This is a genomic window from Tateyamaria sp. syn59 (genome assembly GCF_007995245.1).
Lineage (GTDB): Bacteria > Pseudomonadota > Alphaproteobacteria > Rhodobacterales > Rhodobacteraceae > Tateyamaria.
Window position 1 is genome coordinate 412118 of the sequence record NZ_VCBA01000001.1, and the last position, 24674, is coordinate 436791.

The following is a 24674-nucleotide window of genomic DNA, read 5'->3' on the forward strand; positions in this document are numbered from 1 at the left end:
CTGCGCCCAAACGCCCTGTCTCTGTTTCGCGTCAGGGTTGCGTAAATTACCGTCTACATGCTGCTGCAAACTGGGGATCGGATATGGAATTCGCGTTGCTTGGCCTTATTGGGCTCGCTGCGGTCGTTTTCGGGGTTGTCGACGACGATGACCCTGATGACCAAAATGGTGATGCCGAAACACCGGTGCCGGAATCCGGTGCGGGTGGCCCGGACGTGCCGGATATTGTTGTGGATGGTACGGCCCAAGCCGACGAGTTGATCGGTGGTTCAGTGGACGAATTCATTCGCGGCTTTGCGGGCAACGACACGATTGATGCGGGTGCAGGTGATGACCGCGTCGCTGGTGGGCAGGGCGAAGACTCCCTGATCGGTGGCAACGGCAATGACACGTTGCTTGGCAGCCTTGCTGACGACACGTTGGAAGGTGGCGCGGGCGATGACGTGCTGGACGGTGGCTTTCGATGGGATCGCCTGCTGGGGGGGGACGGAGACGACTTGCTGCTGGGTGGTCCCGGAAACGACTCCCTGGATGGGGGCGATGGCGACGATACGATCGATGGTGGTGAAGGCAGCGGCTTTATCCGAGGCGGTGAGGGCGATGATCTGATTTACGTTGGCACAGACTACACCGGATTGGATTTCAGGTCCGGTCAGGTCATCTCCGGCCCTGGCGATGACACCGTTTATGCCGGTTTGGGCCAGGATGAGATCTCCACCGGTCTTGGGGATGACGTGATATTCGTCACTGACAACGACGGTAACGTTTCAGGCCAAAGGGAGGATTTTGTCACGCCGGGGCCGGGGGCTGACCACGTCATTGTCACGGCAGATGAACGTGCAACGGACACGAACGGTCCTTTGATCTTTCTTGCGGATTCCTTTGACGGGAGCGTGGAGGCGCAGGATGTTGTCGAATTTCGAGATGATGGCACGAGTGCCGGCGTTGTTTCATTCCATCTTGGTGCGCCCGGCGACGACGATCGTGATGTCTTGGACGTGTCGGAGCTTGAACGGCCGGGTGGCGGGCCAATCACTGAAGCCGACATTCAGATGGAAATTCAAGAAGATGAAATTGCCCCGCTGACCTACGATCTTAATCTGATCATTCGAACCGGCGATGAGGGCGAACGTGTAGGTGTCATTCTGTTTTGCGTCTCATTCGAGGAGTATGGAGACAACCCGGGGTCGGCCACTTTCGATGAGGCTGCATTCTATCGGCACATCGGGCTTCTCGCCGCCTAGCGCGTCAGCGCCCGCATGCCCCTGCTGAGCCCTTCGAGCGTCATGGGGACCATGGCGTCCTTGCCAAAGATCTCCTGGATCATGCCGATGGAGTGGGTGTAGCCCCAGTATTTCTCGGGCACCGGATTGATCCAGAGGTTTGACGTCCACTGATCCCGCGCGCGGGCGAGCCAGACCTGACCCGCTTCCTGGTTCCAGTGTTCGTTGGCGCCACCGGGATAGGCGATTTCGTAGGGGGACATGCTCGCGTCGCCTACGAAGATGCACTTGTAGTCGGGGCCGTATGTGCGCAGCACTTCATGGGTCGGTGTCTGAGCGTCCCAGCGGCGGCGGTTGTCGCGCCAGACCCCTTCGTAAAGGCAGTTGTGGAAGTAGAAGTATTCGAAATGCTTGAACTCGGACTTGGCGGCCGAAAACAGCTCCTCCACGATCTTCACATGGGGGTCCATCGACCCGCCGACATCTAAGAACAGCAGCACTTTGACCGCGTTGCGCCGTTCTGGGCGGGTTTTGACGTCGAGATAGCCGTGTTCTGCCGTGGCGCGGATGGTGCCGTTCAGGTCCAGTTCCTCGGCAGCGCCATCGCGCGCCCAGCGACGCAGGCGCTTGAGAGCCACCTTGATGTTGCGCGTGCCCAACTCGACCGTGTCGTCCAGGTTCTTGAATTCACGCTTGTCCCAGACCTTCACCGCGCGCTGGTGGCGGCTTTCCTTCTGGCCGATACGCACGCCTTCCGGGTTGTAGCCATAGGCGCCGAAGGGCGAGGTGCCAGCGGTGCCAACCCACTTGTTGCCACCCTGATGGCGACCCTTCTGTTCTTCAAGCCGTTTCTTGAGCGTTTCCATGAGCTTGTCGAAGCCTCCTAAAGCTTCGATCTCCTTGCGTTCTTCCTCGCTCAGATGTTTTTCTGCCAGCCTTTCCAGCCAGTCCTGCGGGATGTCCACGGCCTCCAGCACCTGATCAATGCTGATCTGCTCCAGCCCTTCGAACGACGCAGCAAAGGCCCTGTCGAACTTGTCGATGTTGCGCTCGTCTTTGACCATCGCCACGCGGGCGAGGTAGTAGAACGCCTCGACATCATAGGTGGCAAGACCGGCCTTCATACCTTCGAGAAAGACAAGAAACTCGCGCAAGCTGACCGGCACGCCGTTCTTTCGCAGGCTTTCGAAGAAGGGCAGGAACATATCAGCCCCGCATCGCGCGGTCGATCATGACGGTGGCGATCATGCCCACGATGACAAAGGCCAGCGCGTAGCCCACGGCATATTGCAGGATGTCGAGCCGGTTGCCGTTGCGCTTGCTTGCCGTGTATCCGCCGATCAGAGCGCCCAAAAGGGCCGCCACGATAACGATCATTTGCCTTGCCTCTCAATGCCTTGGGGCGGCAAGTTCACCCTTTCAGCGGGCTCAGCGAAGAGATCTCTCGCAGCTTGGCCCGCACCGCCCAGTCCGAGCCGAATCCGTAGCGCGCCCACCCCAGGCTGTCCAGCCTGACGGTGCGTGCCTCGGCGACGCGGCCCTGCAGGTCCAGCGCTTCGGCGCGCAAGAGCAGAAGGGTCGACAATAGTGCTGCGTTTTCGTTGCGCGCCGCCCGGTCGATATGCGGGGCAAGCGTGACCATGGCGGTATCACCGTCGCCGCGGCTGATGGCATATGCCGCCAGTTGGGTCGCGACATAGGCGCGGTGCAGGTCGGCACCGGGGGTTGCGGCATAAAATTGGTCGGCAGCCCGGAAATGAGACTGCGCAGTCTTTGGATCGGTCGACAACAGCAAGCGGCCGTTGGCGTAGTGGGCGAAGGCGCGGCGGTGATCGCTCCATCCCATCGCTTGCGCGATGTCGAGTGCGCGTTCGGCAGCTTCGCGGCGCTGTCCGGTGCTCGCACCGGGGCCAAGTGCGGTTTGGACTGCCTCGCTCCACGCGCGCGGCGTGCGGGTGGCGTAGTTTGCGGGCAGGTTCTCACCACCCGGATTGATGCGGGCAAAGATCTGCGGCAAGCGCTGTGCCACCTGTCCGCGCGTCATGCCGGAGCGGAGTTCGGGTGCGTAATACGCCTTGAGCATCAGCATGTCGAAGCCGGTCAGGACCGTGTGAACGTTGTCGTCGTTGAACACGCTGTCGGGCAGGCGGTACAGGTCGTTGAGCGGGCCGATGGCCTGCGCCAGTTCCTCGTGCAGGCAGTCGCGCACCTCTTGTGGGCTGGCGTCATTGGGCAGGAAGATGGCCAGCCGCTCACGCGTGCGCAGGTTCGACCAGCTTGTGCGCGGCGTGCGACGGTTGGGCTTGTATTCCGAGATGGTCGTGATGTTGGGCACGACGAAACAGGCGGCGTGGGGCAGGGCCTTGCGGATGTCGTTGCGCGACACCGCTTCGATGGTGATGTTGGCCGGATTGCCGGGCGCGGCCTCGTAGATGTCAATGTCCGCCTCGGTCCGCAGGCGGTGCATCAGGCGGCGCAAGTCGGTGCCCAGTGAGGCGGGGGGTGCCCCTGTCACGCGGACCGATATGGGCCCTTCGAACCGGGTAAAGACCGGCAACGCGCGTCCCGATTCCAGCTGAAAGCTCAGTTCGATGAAGTCGAGCGCCAGATCGTTGTTGGACCGGATCGGCTTGTCCGGGCGCGGCGCACCAAAGGTTTTCATCGGCGGCAGGTCGGTGCCGCCCGGCAGGGCGCGGGTGGGCGTGTCGCCGGGTGTGACCGGCACACAAGCATTGAGCAGCAGGACGAAGGGCAAAACAAACCGGCGCATCTGTTCTATCCCCGGTCGTACTTGATGAACGGGGTCAGCGTGCCCACGCGGTCGTAGAGTTTGCGTGCTTGCGTATTGGTGTCCTGCGTCAACCAGTAGACTGAGGGGGCACCTGCGGCATCTGCAGCAGCATACACCGCCTCGACCAGCGCGCGGCCGACGCCAAGCCCGCGAACAGACGGGTCGGCATACAGGTCCTGCAGGTAGCAGACGTTTTCGACTTTCCAGCCGTGGCGGTGAAACAGATAGTGGGCGAGACCGACGGCTTTGCCGTCAACTTCGGCGATCAACCCGTTGAAGTCTTGAGGATCATCGCCCAGCAGGCGGTCGAAATAGGTATCGAATATGTCTTTGGGACGAGATGTTTCGTAAAACGCGAGATACGCGGCCCACAGATCATCCCACGCCGGGCGATCCGACAACAAAAGAGGGCGCACTTTGAGTGCGTCTGTGCCTGTCATTGCTACTGCCTGCCTGCTTTTTAGCATTTTGGATGCGGGCGTTTTCGCCTCTCATCACGGTTAACGTATGGAGCAATTCAGGCAAAAGAAAGGTTTTTTGTCTTCTAATCAGACGGGTGTCGGGCGCGCATGCGGAATGTGACCCAAAAGACTCGCCTTTTGGGTCAGGTGCTTACGCAATGGGCTGTAACGTCAGCGTTGGCCGCGCGCCATGAAGGCGAGGCGTTCGAACAGGTGTACATCCTGCTCATTCTTCAAGAGCGCGCCGTGCAGTTTCGGCAGGGCCGAGGTGCCGCCAGATTTCAGGTCTTCGGCGCTCATATCCTCGGCCAGAAGCAGCTTGAGCCAGTCCAGCACTTCGGAGGTTGAGGGCTTTTTCTTCAGCCCCTGCTGTTCGCGGATTTCGAAGAACTGCGTGAGCGCCGTGGTCAGCAGGGCTTCCTTGATCCCTGGGTGGTGAACGGCCACGATCTGCTTCATTGTCTCCATATCCGGGAAACGGATGTAGTGGAAGAAACAGCGGCGGAGAAAGGCGTCGGGCAGTTCCTTTTCATTGTTGGAGGTGATGATGACGACCGGGCGTTGGCGGGCCTTTATCGTCTCGCCGGTCTCGTAGACGAAGAACTCCATCTTATCGAGTTCCTGCAGGAGATCGTTCGGGAATTCGATGTCGGCTTTGTCGATCTCGTCGATCAGCAGGACGACTTTTTCGTCGGCCTCAAACGCCTCCCAAAGCTTACCTTTCTTGATGTAGTTGCCGACGTCGTGGACCTTGTCCTCGCCCAACTGGCTGTCGCGCAGGCGGCTGACGGCATCGTACTCGTAGAGGCCCTGCTGGGCGCGGGTGGTGGATTTGATGTTCCACTCGATCAGCCGCAGGCCCAGGCCGCGTGCCACCTGTTTGGCCAGCTCGGTCTTGCCGGTGCCGGGTTCGCCTTTGACGAGTAAGGGCCGTTCGAGTGTCACGGCGGCATTTACGGCGATGGTCAGGTCGTCGGTCGCGACATAGGCGTCGGTGCCCTGGAATTTCATGTGTGTTCACCCATTTGCGGCAATCTCTTCATCACGCAGCTTTTAGCCAATCTGGGGCGGGAATGGGTAGTGACAATCCCATGTCCCTCGGATAGACGCTGCGGCAGGGAGCTGGTCGGGGCAAGCACAGGACCAACTGGGGAGCCGCTATGGCCAACGTCAGTCGTATTGAGGGGAATGAAATGAAACAGGAAGTATTCCTGCCGGATGACTATCGTCCGGCCGAAGACGAGCCGTTCATGAATGACCGGCAGGTCGAGTATTTTCGCCGCAAGTTGCTGAACTGGAAATCCGAGCTGCTGGCGGGCAGCCGCGACACGATCGAAGGGCTGCAGGACGGCACGCGGAACATTCCTGACGTGGCCGACCGCGCGTCCGAGGAAACGGATCGCGCGCTGGAGCTGCGCACCCGTGACCGGCAGCGCAAACTCGTGTCCAAGATCGACGCGGCGTTGCGCCGGATCGACGAGGGCGAATATGGCTACTGCATCGTCACGGGCGAGCCGATTTCGCTGAAACGTCTGGACGCACGGCCCATCGCGACCATGAGCCTTGAGGCGCAGGAACGTCACGAGCGGCGTGAAAAGGTCCATCGCGACGACTAAACGGTAGGTCGAATTTTGGGGCGTTCTGCGCCCCGAAAGTGCGCAACCATCAGCACGTGGTGCGCGCGGTTGGATACACTTCTGCGGTGTTTTTGCCAACTGCGCCATGCCCAACCAATCCACGTTTTTTGCTTCAGTGCCCTGAGCAACTCGGACCCGAGCCAAACCTCTGCACTTCGCAGCCAGACGGTCAGAACTGGATATCAAAGCCCGCTTTGACGCCGTAATTCTGGCGTGCGCGCCCACCGAGACCCTCCACAAAGCTGTCGATGACAAGCGAGCTGCCCGCGTCGGTCACATAGCTGAAACCGACATTGACGCGGCCGTTGCGCTTGCGTTCGACAGGCATAAGGAAAGTGCTGTAGCCATAGCGCCGCGTCGACGTATCAGACAGCGCGCCACCGCCTTTGATGATGAAACGCGCGCCATTCATGTGCCGCACGATGTGCCTGAAATCCAAGCCCACGCGGATATGGCGCATGCTCAAGCTCTGGCCGGTACCGGATCCACCTTGGCCGGGCGCGACCTCGTCCACCACGTGTGACACGAGCACGTTCGGGGTCAGCGTGGTGGCATCGTATCGTAGTTTTCCGGACAGCCGCAGCTGTGCCAGACCACGACGGGTGTCGGGCTGCCCGCCACCTTGCCCCGATAGGCTGATGCCGTCCGAGGCCTGCCCAACGAGCAGCCTGCCGTCGAAAAACAGCGGGTGGTTGGCATTGCGCGCCAGGAAGTAGGAGCCGGCCATTGCGCCAGTGCCTTTTCGGTCGGAACTGGCGCCTTTCTGTGCCAGATAGTCCGCCTCAATCATGCCGCCGACGATCAGGGTCGGCGCGACATAGGCATGTACACCCATCGCGCCAAAGCCGTATTTGTCGGTGCGCAGACCGTCTTCGCCCCATCGCCCCGTGGCGCGCGCCCACAGCCGCTGGTTCACGCCACTGGAAAAGGTCAAGGTGCCCTCGTCGTCTGTGATGTCCGCGTTCAGCGCGCCAGATCCCGCGCCCGATATAAAGGGCGTCAGGTCGGGCTGGTGCCGGATCAGCCTGTTCATGCGGGCGATTTGCAGCTGAAACATCAGCTTTTCTGCTTCGGCCGTGTCTGCCCGGGCGTGGCCCTGAAGCCCGGCCGTGGACATGAGTGCCACCAGCACGAGCACGACGTGGCGCAGTGCAGACTTCGCGCGCAGCACTGCTAAGGCGGCCGCATGCAAAGCATTCTGAGCGTGGGTCTTGTTCATCACAAAAGCACCTGGGGCAGATAGATCGGTATGGAAGGCAGCGGCCTGATGTGCAGTCGGATTTCAGGTGGCTGATATCCGCCTATCTACACACGCTTGGATTGATCTGTCAGCCGAAAGATGGGCTGAAGCCCACGGTGCAAGGCTCATTTATTGTGTCAGTTGGTAATACAATGAGATACGGGCGCGCCTTTTGGCCCGCGCGTTCGCCGTTGTGAGCCGATGGGTTATCCCTTTGCCCGTGTCAGCATTCCGAAGAGATCTCGCGGGTCATCCGGGTCGGCCAGCAGGTCGAGTGGGTGGTAGAAGGGTGTGCCGTTGATCCGGTCGCGGACGTAGCGCAGGGCGGAGAAGTCTTCGATCGCGAAGCCGACGCTGTCGAAGATGGTGATTTGTTTGTCGGACGTGCGGCCCTGGGCCTGGCCGGTGAGGACCTGCCAAATTTCGGTGACAGGGTGGTCTGCGTCGAGTTGCTGGATGTCGCCCTCGATCCGGGTTTGGGGCGGGTATTCGACGAAGATGTCACCGCGTTTGAGGATGGCGGGTGCGATTTCCGTTTTGCCCGGACAGTCGCCGCCGATGGCGTTGATGTGGACGCCTGCGCCGACCATGTTGTCGTTCAGGATCGTGGCGTAGGCTTTGTCCGCCGTGCAGGTGGTGAGGATTTGGGCGCCTTCGATGGCGTCCTCGGCTGTTTTGCACTGCGTGACCTTCAGGCCGGTCCCGGCGAGGTTGGCGGCGCATTTTGCGGTCGCGGCGGGGTCGATGTCGTAGAGGCGGACCTCTTCGATGCCTGCGATGGCGTGCATGGCCAGCGACTGGAATTCCGACTGCGCGCCGTTGCCGATCATGGCCATGGTCTTGGCCCCTTTGGGCGCGAGGGTGCGTGCGACCATGGCGGAGGTGGCCGCTGTGCGCAGGGCTGTAAGCATGGTCATTTCGGTGAGCAGGACGGGATAGCCGGTGTCCACATCTGCCAGCAGCCCGAAGGCGGTGACGGTTTGCAGCCCGTCGGCGGTGTTCTTGGGGTGGCCGTTGACGTATTTGAAGCCGTAGGTTTCGCCGTCTGAGGTTGGCATCAGCTCGATCACCCCTTCGGCGGAGTGGGAGGCGACGCGGGGCGTCTTGTCGAAGAGCTCCCACCTTTTGAAGTCGGCTTCGATATAGTCCGCCAGCCCGCGCAGCATATCGGCCACGCCGATGTGATGGATCAGTTGCATCATGTGATCGACGGAGACGAAGGGGACGAGGGCCTTGTCGGAGGGTTCTTGCATTGTCTGTCTCCTTAATAGGCGCGGGTGGGGCGGTCGAAGACGCGGCGGCCGAAGGCGGAGGCGGTGAGGTCCACCATCAGTTGTGCGGTGCGCCCGCGTTCGTCGAGGAAGGGGTTGAGTTCCACGATGTCGAGCGAGGACATAAGGCTGCTGTCGCAGATCATCTCCATCACCAGGTGCGCTTCGCGGATGGTCGCGCCGCCGGGGACGGTGGTGTCCACGGCGGGGGCAACGGATGGATCAAGGAAGTCGACATCAAGGGAGACGTGGAGGAGGCCGCCCGCTTTTGCGACCCGGTCGAGGAAAGCCGCGAGGGGCTTGGCGATCCCGTGTTCGTCGATGTGGCGCATGTCCACGTAAGTGACATCGGTTTCTTCGATGGCGGCGCGTTCTTCAGCATCGACGGAGCGGAGGCCGAGCATGGCGATGTTTTCGTGGCGGACCGGGTTGGGGACGGGTGGAAAGCCGTCGAACCCTTCGCGGCCCGTGACGTAGCCCATGGGTGTGCCGTGCAGGTTGCCGGAGGCTGTGGTGGCGGGCGTGTGGTAGTCGGTGTGGGCGTCGAGCCAGAGGACGAAAAGCGGGCGGTTGGCTTTCGCGGCGGCGTTCGTCATGCCGCGGACGGTGCCGAGGGCGAGGGCATGGTCGCCGCCCATGAAGATGGGGATGGTGTTTGGTGTAACCGCTTCGGCGCGGTCGGACAGGGCCGCGGTCCAGGCGATGGTTTCTTGCAGGGCGTGCAGGTGGGTGCCGGTGGTTTCCGTGAAGGCGGCGGGGGTGACGTTGCCGGTGTCGGTGACGCTGTGGCCGAGGTCTGACAGTGCCGTGTGGAGGCCAGCGGTGCGCAGAGCGTCTGGGCCCATAAGGCAGCCTTGGCGGCGTTTGCCGCTGTCCATGGGGACGCCGATCAGGTCGATTGTTTTGGGTGTCATCTGAGCCCTCGCGTGTGGTTGCGTGAGATGTCTGATCAATTTGTGTCGTGGACAAGCGGTCAAAGTGGACGTATCGGAACCTAGTTGATCATAACGGAGGTTTGAATGGACGATACTGACAACCGTTTGATTGCGGCACTGCGCCATGATGCGCGGGCGTCACTGTCGGATCTGTCTATTAGGCTGGGCCTGTCCCGCACCACTGTGCGGTCGCGGATCGAGAAGTTGCAGGCGCGGGGAGACATTGTGGGCTTTACCGTGGTGCTAAAGGCCGACACGGCGCGCGATCCGGTGCGGGGTCTGATGATGATCGGGATCGAGGGGCGGGGGACCGAGCGGATCATCCGCCAGCTTCAGGGCATGGTCGAGGTACGGGCCGTGCACTCGACCAACGGACGCTGGGATGTGATTGTCGAGATCGGGACTGAGACGCTGGAGCGGTTTGACACCGTGCTGTTCGACATACGGCGGTTGGATGGGGTCGTGGCGAGCGAGACGTCGTTGCTGCTGTCTACGCGGAAGTCGGCCTGACGCGGAGGGCGGCGATCCAGAGGCCTGTTATCACCAGCGACAGCACCATATTCCAGCCCGCCATGGACAGGCCTGCGAATTGCCACGCAATCTCGTCACAGCGGATGAGGGGGGCGGACATGATCTGGTCGAAAAGCGCGTCGGGGTCGAGCCCGCCAACCGCACCTGCGGAGCAGCTTGAGGGACCTTGCCACCAGCCTTGTTCGACGCCCACGTGATAGCCCCCGATCCCGGCGGTGACGAGAGCAGCAGCGGCGCCGAGGGCGATCAGGGTGGGTAGGGGTAGGAAAAAGGCAAGGGCGCCCAGCAGGATGGCGGCCACGTGGGGGTAGCGTTGCCAGATGCACATCTGGCAGGGTGCGAGGCCGCCGAGATGCTGGAACGCATAGGCGCCCAAAAGCAGCGCGGCAGAGCCGCCTGCGGCAAGCATCACGTAGGCGTTTCTTGTCATAGTGCCCCCACGGCCAGGAACCCGCCGATGAGGATTATGATGAAGAGCGTGAACATCAAGCCCAGGCGGCGTTCTATGAAATCACGAATTGGTGCGCCGAAGTGCCAGAGCAGGCCGGCAACAAGAAAGAAACGCAGGGCGCGGGCGAGGATTGATGTCGCAACGAAGGTGGCGAGCGGCATGGAGGTCCAGCCCGACATGATCGTGATCACCTTATAGGGGAAGGGCGTAACCCCGGCGGTGAGCACAGCCCAGAAGCCCACGTCGTTGAACCGGGTGTTGAAGGCCTCCATTGCGTCCGCCTTGCCCAGAGCGGCGAGGATCGGTTCGCCGATGGTCTCAAACGCGAAGGCGCCGATGGCGTAGCCCAGAAGTCCGCCGAGCACCGATGACACCAGAGCCACGCCTGCAATCAGGAAGGCACGATGCGGGGCTGCGAGGATCATGGGGATCATCAAAACGTCTGGCGGGATCGGAAAAACCGAGCTTTCGATGAAGGCCACGAAGGCCAAAACCCACAGCGCCCTCGGGTGGTTGGCCCAGCCCATGGTCCAATCGTAAAGTCCACGTATCATGTATGGCGGCAGATCATGCGGGCTGCGCCACGTCAAGGCGTCGCTTTGCCCTTGCCCCCGCATCGGCAGTTCGGTATCCGAAAGCTCTGAGGCCCAAGTGGCGGAATGGTAGACGCAGGGGATTCAAAATCCCCCGCCCTTGCGGGCGTGCCGGTTCGAGTCCGGCCTTGGGTACCAGCCTCATCCCTTCGTTGCCCGCGAACGCCGCGCGGGCGCTTGACGGCGCAACTGCCGCGCGGACGTCTGCGGCAGTCGTTGTGTAATCATTTGCCCGGGAACGATTCGTCCAAAACCCGTTCCTTGTTCGCCGTTGCGCACCATTTCAGGAAATCTTTCAGGATTGACGACAGTTCGTGAACGTATGTTATTCAAAAAGTGCTACAACCCAGGCTGGTTAACATCGGTTAACTGTTTCTATGCCAGAAACTCGACGTTGAAATTGCCGACTCTCCGGAAGTCACTGAAATTCTTTCTGTGCAAGTGCTTAAGCGATAATTCGCGCATACGTTTAAGTATGCTGTCTTAACTGTTTCAACTCTTGGTGGTGACACTGTTCGCCATAGGGGCGACACTGCTGTGCAGATTGAGGCAATGCTGACTTTTTTCAGACATTTTTCCCTTTTTTTGCCTCAACTGTGTCCGTAAGAACAATATTGCCCAACTGGGGGGCGATGTCTGTAGGTCAAGGGGGCGACCGCACAACACGCACTGGAAAAGTGCGGGAAATGTGTGTTCGCTGAGGTTGCGGAAGCAACATCTGATGCATGTGCGCGTCGGGCTATGCGCTCGTCCGCGCTGCTCTGTGAACCTTCATTTTCCCTCATTTTCGGATGGCACATGTGCGGGTCGCCCAGTGTCCGACCGCATCGCCGTCCTCCGGGCATCGAGTGAGTGAATGATGGAGACGTGTCCATGTGCCGGCCCAAGCAAAACAAAAGGTCAAATACCATCGCTGCAGGCCCGAGTGCCGCAGGGCAAGGCGTGCACGTGTCCTCTGTTCATTCTGTGTTGTTTTCGGTCGCGTTTCGTGCTGCGCGCAACCCTGCCTAGGAGGCCTGGCCCATGACCAAGTTTATTGATTTCAACAATCTGCCCGCGGGTACGGTGATTGATGACGAGTTTTCGGCGCAGGGTGTGACCGTTTCCGCAGCAGGTGGCTCGGGCAAGGCAATGATCTTTGACACGGCCGATCCGACGGGGGGCGACAGTGATCTGCGGACGACAAACCTGGGCAAGGCGCTGATCATCTCAGAAGATGGTGACCGCAATGATCCCGACGATAATGCGAATGGCGGTAAGCTCAACTTCGTCTTTGATGACCCGTCGTCGGTCAACCGCCTGACGTTTCTTGACATCGAAGAAGGCGCGCGGGTCAAGTTTTTTGATGCCGACGGGCGTCTGATCAAATCGGTCGCCGTCGACGATACGGATGACAACGGCCAGGCCATTGTTGATTTCGATGTCCATGGTGTGACGCAGATGGAGGTCACACTGAGCGGCTCGGGTGCGATCGACAACCTCGTGTTCGACACGACCGGCGACGGCGTGGTCGAGGGCGACAATGACGCCAATCTGATCGACGCAGACTACGCGGATGACCCGGACGGTGACATGATCGACGCAGGCGATGCGCTGCTGCCGGGTGAGGGGCCGGATGACGACATCGTAGACGCGTTGGGTGGCGATGACACGATCAAGTCCGGCGACGCGGATGACGAGGTTTATGCCGGGTCCGGTAATGACAGCGTGCTGGGCGGCGACGGGGACGACCTGATTTTCGGCGACAGCAACTATGCCGGTCCGGGTGCAGGTGTATCCCAGCGCGAAGTGTTCGAATGGGAGAAGTCACCCTTCGGCGATGGCAATCATCTGGGCAATTTCACGCAAGACACCGGCAATGTCGAGGTGTCGTTTAAGATCCTATCGCAGTCAAACGTGTCGCGCACGATCCAGTCCAATGACGACCAGAACGTGTCGAACATTGATGGTGACGGCAACCGGATCGACGACAACAGCTCTCTTGACAACGTGCTGAATGGCAACGGCAATTCAGCCGACTACGAGCTTTCATTCTCGAACCCGGTCGAGGACGTGTCATTCCGTATCAACGACATCGACGGCGACGGTGTCGTGCGCATCAAGGCTTATGATGCCGCCGGACAGCAGATCTTCGTCAATCTTGAGGGCGGCGACAGGCTGACCCTGAAAGACACAGATGGTGTTGCGGGCAACGACACTGCGGACAGCAACGGTGGTTATCTGGCCGACACGTCTGACGAATACTCGGTGCTGGTCAGCATTCCGGGCCCGGTGGCCCGCATCGTGATCGAGCATGACCAGGACGGCGGCAACAACTCCGGTATCAACATCACCGACGTCTATTTCGATGCGCCCATCGTTGATGATGGCGCGGCGGGCAACGACGTGCTGCAGGGCGGCGCGGGCGATGACACGATCTTTGGCGAGGACGGTGATGACACGCTGAAGGGCGAGGATGACGACGACAGCCTGGTCGGCGGGGACGGCGCTGATCGCCTCGAAGGCGGTAAGGGCAATGACACGCTGGATGGCGGTGCCGATGACGATATGGTGTTTGGCGCGGGCGGCGATGATGTCATCATCGGCGGCGCGGGCGATGACCTGCTGGACGGTGGCGCGGATGCCGACACGATCTTTGGCGGTGCAGGCGACACGGTTGACGGCGGTGCCGATGGGTTCAACAGCGACCCGCTGCTGAACACGGACAGGGATGTGCTGGACCTGACGGGTCAGGGGCCGTTCTTCCTCGACAACGTGACGACGGACAGCAATGGCAACGGCATCAACGGTACGGTGGTTTTTGTCGATGGTGACGGCAATCCGAACGGGTTGACCATCGCCTTTACCGAGATCGAAGAGGTCATCGGAGACGAGATCAACCGTGGACCTGACGCTGTGGATGACACAGCGACAGTGGACGAGGACGGCAGCGTCGACATCAACGTGCTGGGCAATGACAGCGATCCCGACAGCGGCGATGTCATAAGTGTGACCGACGCCACCTCGCCCGATGGTGATGTCGTCATCAATGCCGACGGCACCTTGACGTTCAGCCCGAATGAAAACTTCAACGGTCCGACAACGATCACCTACACGATCTCTGACGGGAACGGTGGTGAGGACACGGCGACGGTCAGTGTCACGGTAAACCCGGTGAATGACGCACCTGATGCCGTCAACGACACAGCCACGACGGATGAGGACACGGCCGTCACCATTGACGCGTTGCTGAACGACACGGACGTGGACGGCGATGCGCTCACGATCACAGGGGCATCTGTGCCAGCGGATCAGGGCACCGTGAGCGTTGTGGACAACAAGCTGTTCTACACGCCTGCGCCGAACTTCAATGGCGATGCGACCATTTCCTACTCCATCTCGGACGGGAATGGTGGCACCGACACAGCCGAGGTCACTGTCACCGTGACCCCGGTGAATGACGATCCGGTTGCCGTTGATGATCTGGCCGACACGATGGAAGACGAGGCGGTTGTCATCGACCTGATCGGCAACGACACCGATGTGGATGGCGACACGCTTAGCTTGGCCTCTGTTTCAGTTCCGGCGGATCAGGGCAGCGTGGTCGACAATGGCGACGGCACGGTCACCTTTACGCCCGCGCCGAACTTCAACGGCACAGCGACCATCGACTACACCGTATCCGACGGCCAGGGCGGCACGGCTGACGGGCAAGCCATCGTCGGCGTTGGGGCTGTCAATGACGGTCCGACGGCGGTTGATGACACGGCGAGCACGGACGAAGACACGCCTGTCACCATCGACGTGTTGGCCAATGACACCGACCTTGATGGCGACGCATTGACCATCACGGGTGCGACTGTCCCTGCCGACCAGGGCACCGTTGAGATTGTCGATAACAAGCTGCTCTTCACGCCCGCCGAGAACTTCAACGGCGATGCGACCATCAGCTATGCGATCAGCGATGGGCATGGCGGTACAAGCTCTGCAGAGGTTGCGGTTACCGTGAACCCTGTGAACGACGATCCTGTGGCCGTCGACGACATCGAGACCACGGACGAAGATGTTGCGGTTGTTGTTGATCTTCTGGGCAACGACACGGATGTCGATGGCGACACGCTCAGCCTTGGGACCGTAAGCGTTGATCCGACCGAAGGGTCTGTCGTTGACAACGGCGATGGGACAGTGACCTTCACCCCTGCGCCGAATTTCAACGGCCCCGCCACGATCACCTATACCGTCATCGACGGAAACGGAGGCGAGGATACAGGCGAAGCCGTCGTGTCTGTTGGCGCCGTCAATGACGGTCCGGTGGCCGAGGATGACACGGCAACGACTGATGAAGACACCGAAGTCACCATCGACGTGGTCGCCAACGACACCGATGCCGACGGCGACGATCTGACGGTCATTTCAGCCGTCGTGCCGCCGGAGCAGGGCTCGGTGGAGATCGTGGACAACAAAGTGGTATTCACGCCCGCTGAGAACTTCAACGGCGATGCGACGATCACGTACACAATCTCAGACGGGAATGGTGGCACGGATGTGGGCGAAGTGGCGGTTACGGTCACGCCGGTCAACGACGCGCCCGAAGCCGTGGATGATGCCGCCACCACGCCGTTCAACACGGAAGTGACCGTCAACCTTCTTGCCAACGACACGGATGTGGATGGCGACACGCTGCGCGTGACCGAGGCGACATCGGCCGATGGCAGCGTCCGCATCAACACTGACGGGACGCTGACCTTTACCCCGACCGATGGGTTCGAAGGGGATGCGGTGATCGACTACACGATCACGGATGATCAGGGTGGCTTTGACACTGCGCAAGTCGTCGTGACGGTCGAGCCGAACCCGTTGGACGGCATCGTTGAGGGTACGGACGAAGGCGAGCTGATCGACGAGACCTATGAGGGCGATCCCGAAGGCGACAAGGTTGACAGCGGGGACAACATCTTTTCCGACGATCCCGCAGATGAAGATGACGACATCATCGAAGCGGGCGGCGGCAACGACACGATCATTGCCGGGCAGGGCGACGATGTGGTCGACGGCGGTGACGGCGATGACCTTATCGACACCGGCAACGGCGATCTGAAGCCTGACCTTGGGTTCCCCAACGACGACGGCACGCCTGTGCCGGGCTTCCCATTCGGCTTCCCTGCAGATGAAGATCCCGACGACGACCTCGACTTTGTAGATGGTGGTGCGGGCAACGACACGATCAGCACCGGCGACGATGCCGACACGATCATCGGTGGCGCGGGCAACGACGTGATCGACGGTGGCATCGACGATGACGAGATTTCAGGCGACGAGGGCGCGGATCGCATTGTCGGCGGTGAGGGCAATGACCTCATCAAGGGCGGCATTGGCGACGACACGATCTATGCCGGGAACGATCCCGAACTGGGCCTTGATCGGCTGAATATCGAGGATGATGGCTCAAACCCGTTCTTCCCGGCAGACCCACGTCCTGACAACGGTAGGGACACGGTGTTCGGTGGCGACGGCAACGACCTGATCTTTGGCGCGGACGACGATGACGCGCTTTATGGCGAAGAAGGCGACGACACCATCGACGGGGGCATCGACGATGACCTGATCGACGGCGGTATCGGCAATGACAGCCTGCTGGGCGGTAAGGGAAATGACACTATCGATGGTGGTGACGGTGATGACTTTATCGACGGGGGCCGCAACGCGGACACGCTGAACGGTGGTGACGGCAACGACACCATCCTGGGCGAAAACGGCGCTGACTCCATTGATGGCGGTGCTGGCAACGACCTGATTGATGGCGGCACCGGTGATGACACGCTGAAAGGCGGCGCAGGCGACGATCGGATCCTTGGATCCACCGGCGACGACGTGATTAACGGTGGTGATGGTGCGGACACGATTGACGGCGGCAATGGTGGCGCAGACATCATGTCCGGTGGCGCCGACGAAGACCTGTTCATCAACGTCGATGCCGGGGAATTTGTCGACGGCAACGAAGAGGTCACAACCGGCCGCGACTTTGACACGCTGGACCTGCGCGGCTCGGCGCCGCCCAATGGGTCGCTTCAGGTGGTCGAAGACTTCCCCGGCGCGGAAAGCGGTGTGGTCAACTATTTCGATCAGAACGGTGATCCTGCCGGTCAGCTGACCTATCAGAATATCGAAAACATCATTCCCTGCTTTACGCCCGGCACGCTGATCGCGACGCCTGTCGGCGAACGCCTGGTCGAGGACCTGAAAGTCGGTGATCGGATCATCACCCGCGACAACGGCATCCAGGAAATCCGCTGGGTCGGTCACCGTGAGATGTCCGGAGAAGAGCTGGCCGATGCGGCACACCTGCGTCCGGTTCTGATCCAGCAAGGCGCTCTGGGCAAGGGCTTGCCGGAACGTGACATGCTGGTGTCGCCGCAACACCGGGTGCTCGTCGCCGACAAGAAGGCAGCGCTGTACTTTGATGAGAGCGAGGTTCTGGTCGCGGCCAAGCACCTGACGGGCATGGATGGCATCGACGTTGTGGACGTGTCGCACACGACTTACATCCACGTGATGTTCGACCAGCACGAAGTGATCCTGTCGGACGGCGCATGGACTGAGAGTTTCCAGCCCGGCGACATGACACTGGGCGCGATGGGCGAAACGCAGCGGGCCGAGATCCTCGAACTGTTCCCCGAACTGGAGACAGTGGACGGTATTGCCAGCTACGCATCCGCCCGTCGGAGCCTTAAAAAACACGAGGCAAAGCTGCTCACCCAGTAAGGGCCGCCTGGGAAAACAATCGAATCATGCAGCTCCTCCGCGATCTTTCGCGGGGGTGCAGGAAACGGGGCAGTGGGGGCTGTGCCCGTTTCTTGTGTTCAATGACCTCGATTCGGGCAGATTGTTTCCGTGACGCTACCGTATGGTGCCGCAATGCGGCATCGTTACGTCACAAAGGCGGTCAGGTTTACTATTTCTGCCTTTTTCCCCCTGAATTTTCGCCTCATTTGAATTAAACCGACGGCTCGGGTGTTAGATCTGTGGGGGCAGGTCACTGCCCAGTTAACTCGTACGTCTTCAAGAGGCAGCTGCCATGGCTAACATCAACGGAACGTCCAACAACGACACCCTGCAAGGGACCAATGACGACGACACGATCCGCGGCTTCAACGGCCAGGACTTGGTGTCGGGCGAAGGTGGCGATGACAGCATCCTTGGCGGGGGCGGCGACGATACCCTGTTTGGTGATGTGGGCGAGGGCACGGCGCCGGGCAATGATGCCACGCCCCTCGTGATTGCGCGCGGGAACCGGGTCACTCAAAACAGCCGTGACAACGATCCCGGTGACTCTGCGGTGTATCGCAATGTGGCCCAATTGGAAGATGGCACGCAGGTGTCCGCGCGTCTGGTGCTTGTGTCGAAATCCGATCCAAACCTGACCGTGGACCTGTCCGGCCCAACCGGTGCCGAGATTCTCATGAACGGCAATGGTAGTGGCGACACCGCAAGCTTCCGCCTTGAATTCTTTATTCCAAGCAGCCCGAACGCAACCTCCGGCACACCGGTTGCATTGAACTCCACCGCGACGGTCAATGATCTTGACCGGAATAGCCCTGGCGACCAGGAAGCTGTCACAATCGACGCAAGCAGCTTTACCGCCTTTGCGACCTCCAGCGACTCCGTCCTGAATGTGATTGAAAGCGGGGGGCAGGTGACGGCCGAAGGGCGCGGCAACAATGACCCCGACGATCAAGAGGCGTGGTTCTCGGCCTCTTTCGAGAACCGGACGTTCATTGAATTCACGCTTGAGGCGCGGTCGTCCAACTCCGGCTTTTCCTTTTCCGGTGACCTAATTGACGACTCGGTCGTCACACCGATTGAAGCGGGCGATGACACGATTGACGGTGGCACCGGCCAGGACGTGATTTTTGGCCAGGGCGGCAATGACAGCCTGTCCGGCGGCCAGGGCGATGACGATATTGACGGCGGCGAAGGCAATGATGTGCTGGATGGCGGTCAAGGCCAGGACGAGCTGATTGGCGGTGCAGGTAACGACACGCTGGTCGGCGGCACTGGTGACGATACCCTGCTGGGTGGTGCGGGCGAAGACCTGATCACCCTTGGCCCCGACAACGACAGGGCCGAAGGCGGCACCGGTTCGGACAGGTTTATCTTTGACGGGCTGGGCAACCATAACATCGTCGGTGGCGAAGACGCCGATGGATCGGACATTGACGTTCTCGACCTGACGGGCGTGCGCGCAAATGTGCTGCCGGATGGCCCGGGTTCGGAATCGGGTACGGTCGAGTTGCTGGATGAAAACGGCAACGTGGCCCGCCGTGTCACGTACTCCGAGATCGAGCAGATCATCATCTGCTTCACCCCGGGCACGCGCATTGCGACGCCAAGAGGCGAAGTGCCGGTTGAACAGCTGGAGGCGGGCGACCGCGTCTTTACCCGGGACAACGGGGCGCAACCCCTGCGCTGGGTCGGCCGTCGTGATCTTGGCCCGGAAGAGATGCGTGGCAATGACAGCTTCCAGCCGATTTTGATCCGGCGGGGGGCTTTGGGCAAGGGGCTTCCAGAGCGCGACATGCTCGTGTCGCCGCAGCACCGGATGCTGGTGAATTCCGACCTGGCCGAGGTGATGTTTGAAGAACGCGAGGTTCTGATCGCGGCCAAGCATTTGACTGGTCTGGACGGCGTGGACCAAGTGCAAACCGGCGCGGTCAGCTATCTGCACCTGATGTTCGATCAGCACGAGGTTGTGCTGGCCGATGGCGCGTGGTCGGAAAGCTTCCAACCGGGTGATCATTCGTTGCGCGGCATCGGCGCGGATCAGCGTGTTGAGGTTCTGGAACTGTTCCCCGAACTTGATACGCTTGTCGGTCTCGACAGCTATGGCGCCGCGCGCTTGTCACTGAAACGGCACGAGGCCCAGATTCTGGTGGATCGACTCAAGTGATCAGACGGGCCGCCCGCCAGGCGGCCCAATCCTCCGGCGTGTCGAGGTCGAGGCGCGCGCGCATATCCGGCAACCGCACAAGTCGCACCCGGTCGCCAGCGGAGGCGACCACGTCGCGCCCTCCATCATCACCGGTCAGCTTTTGCAAGGCTGGGAAGAGCGCCCGCGCAAAGACGATCGGGTGCCCGCCGCGTCCCTCCCATGTGGAGCCACGCCAGATCAGTGCGTCGGGGTGGGTGTGCACCGCATCCAGGACAGCGCGCAGATCGGCAGCGGTGATCTCCGGCAGATCGCCAAGCAGCAGCATCGCATGGCTGTGGGTGTCGAGTGTGGCAAAGAGCGTACGAATGCTTGCGCCCATCCCTTCTGCAGCCCCTGGAACCGGCACAGGCTGCGCGCGTGTGCCCTCAAGACAGGCATAACGCGGATGCGGCGGCGGGGGCAGTGCGACACGAATGTCGGAACTGACCGCCTCGGCCACACGGATCTGTCGAGCGAGCAGGGGCTGGCCGTCCACGTCCTCAAGCAGCTTGTCAGCGCCGCGCATGCGCGACGACGCACCGGCGGCTAGGATCAGGATCGGCATCATGGCCGAAGCGTATGTGTCTGGTCAAAGCCCTGCAACACTGGCGATCGCATGACTGCACGCTCCGGCAAAGCCAGTTTTTGATCGCAGACGTCATTGGCAAGGGTCAGGTCGAGGGACGTCAGCCGCGCATTCTGGCGCCATCCGCGTCGAATAGTGGTTTTGTTGCAAGGCGCGCGCTGCGCATCTGGCCGAGGATTTCGATCTGCACCTTCAGGTCATCCGCGACCCTGTCGGTGGGCACAAAGCCAAGAGCAACGGACGCCTCTGCATGGTGGGAGTAGCCGCCCGAGGTGCAGAAACCCACGACAGCGCCATCCAGCCAGATTGGTTCATAACCCTGCACATCTGCGCCATCCGCATCGACAATGAAGGCGCAAAGCTTTCGGGCGGTACCCTTTGCGCGTTCGGCTTCGGCGGCGCTGCGCCCGATGAACTGGGTGTTCTTCTTCCACGAGATGAAGCGGTCGAGGCCGGTTTCGGCAGCGGTGTAGTCGGGGGAAAACTCCGACAGCCAGGAGCCGAAGAACTTGTCGAGCCGCAATGACATCATCGCGCGCATGCCGAAGGGGGTGATGCCGTAGGCTTGCCCTGCCTCCCACAGCGTCCACCAGAGCTGGCGTTGGGCCATGGGATCGCAGTAAATCTCAAACCCCAGATCGCCGGTGTAGCTGACGCGCTGGACGACGCAGTCGGTCATGCCGACGGTGAGTTCGCGGACGTCGAGGAACTTCATGTCTGCGATGTCTGTGCGTGTGCAGGATTGCAGCACGTCGCGGGCGCGTGGGCCTGCGAGTTGGAAGCCGTTGCGTTTATCGCTGATATTTTCGATGGTTACACTAGGTTCTTCATGTATTTGGAAGTGGCGCATATGGACGGCTTGCGCGCCGTAGCTGGCGGTAAGTTGGAAGTCGGTTTCGCTGAGGCAGGACATGGTGAAGTCGCCGATCAGTCGCCCCTTGGCGCTGAGCATCGGTGTGAGCGAGATACGCCCCGGTTGCGGCACGCGGCCCGCCATGATGCGGTCGAGCCAGGTGCGGGCGTTCGGGCCGCTGACGCGGTATTTGCCGAAGTTGTGGACTTCGTTGATGCCGACGCTTGCGCGGACGGCTTTGACTTCGCGCGCGGTGGCGGCGAAGGCATCGGAGCGGCGGAAGGATGGGGTTTCGAAGGTGGGCTCGCCCTCTTGGGCGAAATAGTTGGCCACTTCCAGCCCGTATTGCTGGCCCCAGACGGCGCCCATGTCGGTGAAGATGTCGTACATGGGTGTGGTGCGGTTGGGGCGGGCTGCGGGCAGTTCCTCGTTCGGGTAGGCGACGGAGAATCGTTTTTGGTAGTTTTCGATGACTTTGGGGCGGGTGTAGCCGGGGCTGATCCAGTCGCCGAAGCGGGCGACGTCCATGGCGGTCACGTCGCGTTCGCATTCTCCTTCGGTCATCCATTGGGCAAGCATGAGGCCGACACCACCGCCTTGGGAGAAGCCTGCCATGACGCCGCAGGCCGACCAGTAGTTGTGCAGGCCCGGGACGGGGCCCACCAGTGGATTGCCGTCGGGTGCGAAGGTGAAGGGGCCGTGGATGACGGATTTGATCCCTGCGGTTTCGAGGACCGGGAAGCGGTTGTAGGCGAAGGCGATGGAGTCCTCGATCTTGTCGAAATCGTCGGGCAGGAGTTCGTGGCCGAAGCTCCAAGGCGTGCCGTCGACGGCCCAGGGGCGGCAGGGCTGTTCATAGAAGCCAATGCAGAGGCCGCGGCCCTCTTGCCGCAGATAGCTTTCACCGGCCGGGTCCATGACGTGCGGGTGTTCGGCATTGCGATTGTAGATGTCAGAGATGTCATCGGTGACGATATACTGGTGCTCCATCGGGTGGAGCGGCAGGTAAACGCCTGCCATTGCGCCGACCTCGCGTGCCCAGAGGCCACCCGCATTGACCACATGTTCGGCGTGGATCGTGCCCTTGTCCGTGACCACGTCCCATGTGCCGTCGGTGCGTTGGTTTGTTTCCTGCACCATGTTGTGGGTTTGGATCGTGGCGCCGCCCATGCGTGCGGCCTTGGCATAGGCGTGGGTGGTGCCTGACGGATCGAGATGGCCGTCGAGCGGGTCGTAAAGCGCGCCGAGGATGCCGTCGGTGTTGGTGATGGGGGCAATTTTCGCGATTTCGTCGGGGGTGACTATTTCTGTTTCCAGCCCCATGAAGCGGTGCTTGGCCCGTTCGGCGAGCAACATGTCGAAGCGGTCCTGATTGTCGGCCAGCGTCACGCCACCCACGTGGTGCAGGCCGCAGGACATGCCGGTGATCTCTTCCAGCTCCTTGTAGAGCTTGATCGTGTAGCCCTGCAGCGCGGCCATATTGGTGTCGCCGTTGAGCGTGTGGAAGCCACCGGCGGCGTGCCATGTCGATCCCGACGTCAATTCCGAACGTTCCAGCAGCATCACGTCGGACCAGCCGAGTTTTGTCAGATGGTAGAGGACAGAGGCGCCGACGACGCCGCCGCCGATGACGGCGACACGGGTGGTGGTTTGCATGGTTTCGATCCTTGGCTTTGGGGTGGCAAGCCGACCCTTCGGAGAGAGTTTATTTGGCAAGATGAAGCCGCGCGGGTGGTTATCTGCGACATGTTCTGTCGGTATTGGGAACGGCGTGGCGCTTCACGGAGTTTGCCGGGCATGGAGTTTATCAAGCATTTGCCGGCGACGGCCCTGTCCTTGGTTCGCCACTACGGCCGCAAGCTGTGGGTGCGCGTCGCTGCGATGGGCCTTTTTGCCTTCTTTGCGCTGGGGCTGAGCCAGTTGGTCGAGCCGCTTGTGCCGGAGGACATGGCGACCACGTTGCCCGGATCAGCGGCGGACCGGCTCTTGAACGTGATTGCCAATGCGATGCTGGCGGTCACGACCTTTTCGCTGACGGTGATGGTCAGCGTGTATCAGTCGTCCTCGACCCAGTGGACGCCGCGGGTGCATCAGCTGATCATGCAGGACAGCGTGACACAGAACACGCTTGCGGCGTTCATCGGAGCATACGTCTACGCGCTTGTGGCCATCGTGCTGCGCGAGGTTGGCATTTACGTCGATGATCGTGCGCTCGTCTTGTTCTGGTTGACGGTTCTGGTGCTGGCCTTTGTCGTGTGGTCCTTGATCCGTTGGACGCTGCACCTGCAGACGCTAGGCTCGCTCATCGACACGACCCGGCAGGTCGAAGAGATCACACGCCAGCAGTTTCAGGAGCGGCTGGACACCCCGTGTCTTGGGGCCTGTCCGTGGACCAGCGATTTGCCACAGAGCGCCTGGCCCGTACCCGCGGGTGACAGTGGTTACTTGCAATATCTCTACCCGGACGCGTTGCAACAGGTCGCTTGCGAGCATGATGTGACCCTGTATTTCCCGTGCAGCATCGGCAGCTTCGTCTTTGTCAACGAACCGATGGTTTACGTGGTCGGGGCGCCGGAGGATCGCGACGCTCTGGTCGAGGAGGTCGAGCGCCTCGCCGTTATCGGCGATGTGCGCACATACGACCAGGATCCGCGTTTTGGCCTGTTGGTGATGTCGGAGATTGGGTCGAAAGCCTTGTCGCCCGGCGTGAATGATCCGGGCACCGCGATTGACGTGCTGAACCGATCCGCGCGCATCCTGTCGCTTTACAAGGATGAAACAACGAGCGACCGGCCTCCCGACCACGACCGGTTGCACGTGCGTCCGCTGGCATCACAGGATCTGATTATTGATGCCTTTGCCGGAATTGCCCGCGACGGTGCAGGCGAGGTTGAGGTGCAGCAGCGGCTGCAACGGGTGATGGCCGGGTTGATGCAACACCCTGACCGCGGTCTGAGCGCGGCTGCGACCGAGTTGGGCGCCGAGTTCCTGGACCGGGCGAAAGAGGCGATCACCTGGGCGCCAGATCGGGACCGGCTGGTGTCCAAAGCGGCCAAGCGACTGCACGACTGAATTCGGCCCTGCTTGGTCCTCAAGCGACGTGCAATGTCGCCGCTGGGCAATCGGGCACCGACGGGCGCGCGCAGGGTACACGG

General features: G+C 61.2%; 18 protein-coding genes and 1 tRNA gene. 7 read left to right on the forward strand and 12 right to left on the reverse strand.

The window, feature by feature from the left end:
* Positions 1 to 83: 83 nt before the first annotated feature.
* Positions 84 to 1244: a calcium-binding protein gene (locus FD715_RS02090; RefSeq protein WP_189799388.1), complete on the forward strand. Its 1161-nt coding sequence runs from the start codon at positions 84 to 86 to the stop codon at positions 1242 to 1244.
* On the opposite strand, the gene FD715_RS02095 is transcribed toward FD715_RS02090, so the two are convergent.
* The 5 genes from FD715_RS02095 to FD715_RS02115 form a co-directional block, all read right to left on the reverse strand.
* The gene (locus FD715_RS02095; protein WP_147104455.1) at positions 1241 to 2428 is read right to left on the reverse strand and encodes a VWA domain-containing protein; all 1188 of its coding nucleotides are present in this window, start codon (positions 2426 to 2428) and stop codon (positions 1241 to 1243) included. The two genes, FD715_RS02090 and FD715_RS02095, sit on opposite strands and share 4 nt — an antisense overlap.
* 1 nt (position 2429) lies before the next feature.
* On the reverse strand, positions 2430 to 2600 hold the full coding sequence (locus tag FD715_RS02100; protein ID WP_147104458.1) for an apolipoprotein acyltransferase: 171 nt from the start codon (positions 2598 to 2600) through the stop codon (positions 2430 to 2432).
* 34 nt (positions 2601 to 2634) lie between these two features.
* Positions 2635 to 3993 carry a DUF2927 domain-containing protein gene (locus FD715_RS02105; protein ID WP_147104461.1) on the reverse strand — a complete coding sequence of 453 codons (1359 nt, stop codon included), beginning with the start codon at positions 3991 to 3993 and terminating at the stop codon, positions 2635 to 2637.
* A gap of 5 nt (positions 3994 to 3998) precedes the next feature.
* Positions 3999 to 4454 (reverse strand): GNAT family N-acetyltransferase, encoded by a 456-nt coding sequence (locus tag FD715_RS02110; RefSeq protein ID WP_147104464.1) that lies wholly within the window; start codon positions 4452 to 4454, stop codon positions 3999 to 4001.
* A gap of 192 nt (positions 4455 to 4646) precedes the next feature.
* Positions 4647 to 5486 carry a MoxR family ATPase gene (locus FD715_RS02115; RefSeq protein ID WP_147104467.1) on the reverse strand — a complete coding sequence of 280 codons (840 nt, stop codon included), beginning with the start codon at positions 5484 to 5486 and terminating at the stop codon, positions 4647 to 4649.
* Positions 5487 to 5635: 149 nt separating this feature from the next.
* Here FD715_RS02115 and dksA point away from each other — a divergent pair, with 149 nt between their 5' ends.
* Positions 5636 to 6091 carry an RNA polymerase-binding protein DksA gene (gene dksA, locus FD715_RS02120; RefSeq protein WP_147104470.1) on the forward strand — a complete coding sequence of 152 codons (456 nt, stop codon included), beginning with the start codon at positions 5636 to 5638 and terminating at the stop codon, positions 6089 to 6091.
* A gap of 190 nt (positions 6092 to 6281) precedes the next feature.
* Here dksA and FD715_RS02125 read toward each other — a convergent pair whose 3' ends face one another.
* The 3 genes from FD715_RS02125 to rocF form a co-directional block, all read right to left on the reverse strand.
* Positions 6282 to 7331, reverse strand: coding sequence for a hypothetical protein (locus FD715_RS02125; protein WP_147104473.1), 1050 nt, complete (start codon positions 7329 to 7331; stop codon positions 6282 to 6284).
* Positions 7332 to 7558: 227 nt separating this feature from the next.
* Positions 7559 to 8605, reverse strand: a complete 1047-nt coding sequence (locus tag FD715_RS02130; RefSeq protein WP_147104476.1) for an ornithine cyclodeaminase — start codon at positions 8603 to 8605, stop codon at positions 7559 to 7561.
* 11 nt (positions 8606 to 8616) lie between these two features.
* Positions 8617 to 9537: an arginase gene (rocF, locus tag FD715_RS02135; RefSeq protein WP_147104479.1), complete on the reverse strand. Its 921-nt coding sequence runs from the start codon at positions 9535 to 9537 to the stop codon at positions 8617 to 8619.
* 105 nt (positions 9538 to 9642) lie between these two features.
* On the opposite strand from rocF, the gene FD715_RS02140 reads away from it, so the two are divergent.
* Entirely contained in the window at positions 9643 to 10068 is a 426-nt protein-coding gene (locus tag FD715_RS02140; protein ID WP_147104482.1) for an Lrp/AsnC family transcriptional regulator, read from the forward strand.
* Here FD715_RS02140 and FD715_RS02145 read toward each other — a convergent pair.
* Together FD715_RS02145 and FD715_RS02150 are read right to left on the reverse strand one after the other, a co-directional pair.
* Positions 10049 to 10519: a disulfide bond formation protein B gene (locus tag FD715_RS02145; protein ID WP_147104486.1), complete on the reverse strand. Its 471-nt coding sequence runs from the start codon at positions 10517 to 10519 to the stop codon at positions 10049 to 10051. The two genes, FD715_RS02140 and FD715_RS02145, sit on opposite strands and share 20 nt — an antisense overlap.
* Entirely contained in the window at positions 10516 to 11094 is a 579-nt protein-coding gene (locus FD715_RS02150; protein WP_147104488.1) for a YqaA family protein, read from the reverse strand. Before FD715_RS02150 ends, FD715_RS02145 begins: the two co-directional genes overlap by 4 nt.
* A gap of 91 nt (positions 11095 to 11185) precedes the next feature.
* Between FD715_RS02150 and FD715_RS02155 the strand changes: the two genes are divergently transcribed.
* From FD715_RS02155 to FD715_RS02165, 3 genes are all read left to right on the forward strand, one after another.
* Positions 11186 to 11271 (forward strand) — tRNA-Leu (locus tag FD715_RS02155).
* 885 nt (positions 11272 to 12156) lie between these two features.
* On the forward strand, positions 12157 to 17874 hold the full coding sequence (locus FD715_RS02160) for a cadherin-like domain-containing protein (RefSeq protein ID WP_147104490.1): 5718 nt from the start codon (positions 12157 to 12159) through the stop codon (positions 17872 to 17874).
* A 313-nt stretch (positions 17875 to 18187) separates the two neighbouring features.
* Positions 18188 to 20059 (forward strand): Hint domain-containing protein, encoded by a 1872-nt coding sequence (locus FD715_RS02165; protein WP_147104492.1) that lies wholly within the window; start codon positions 18188 to 18190, stop codon positions 20057 to 20059.
* Here the strand turns inward: FD715_RS02165 and FD715_RS02170 are convergent.
* Together FD715_RS02170 and FD715_RS02175 are read right to left on the reverse strand one after the other, a co-directional pair.
* Positions 20052 to 20648, reverse strand: a complete 597-nt coding sequence (locus FD715_RS02170; RefSeq protein WP_147104494.1) for an NTP transferase domain-containing protein — start codon at positions 20646 to 20648, stop codon at positions 20052 to 20054. The genes FD715_RS02165 and FD715_RS02170 overlap by 8 nt on opposite strands.
* Before the next feature lie 118 nt (positions 20649 to 20766).
* The gene (locus tag FD715_RS02175; RefSeq protein WP_147104497.1) at positions 20767 to 23175 is read right to left on the reverse strand and encodes an FAD-dependent oxidoreductase; all 2409 of its coding nucleotides are present in this window, start codon (positions 23173 to 23175) and stop codon (positions 20767 to 20769) included.
* Between the two features lie 141 nt (positions 23176 to 23316).
* On the opposite strand from FD715_RS02175, the gene FD715_RS02180 reads away from it, so the two are divergent.
* Positions 23317 to 24591, forward strand: a complete 1275-nt coding sequence (locus FD715_RS02180; protein WP_147104500.1) for a DUF2254 domain-containing protein — start codon at positions 23317 to 23319, stop codon at positions 24589 to 24591.
* Positions 24592 to 24674 lie beyond the last annotated feature (83 nt).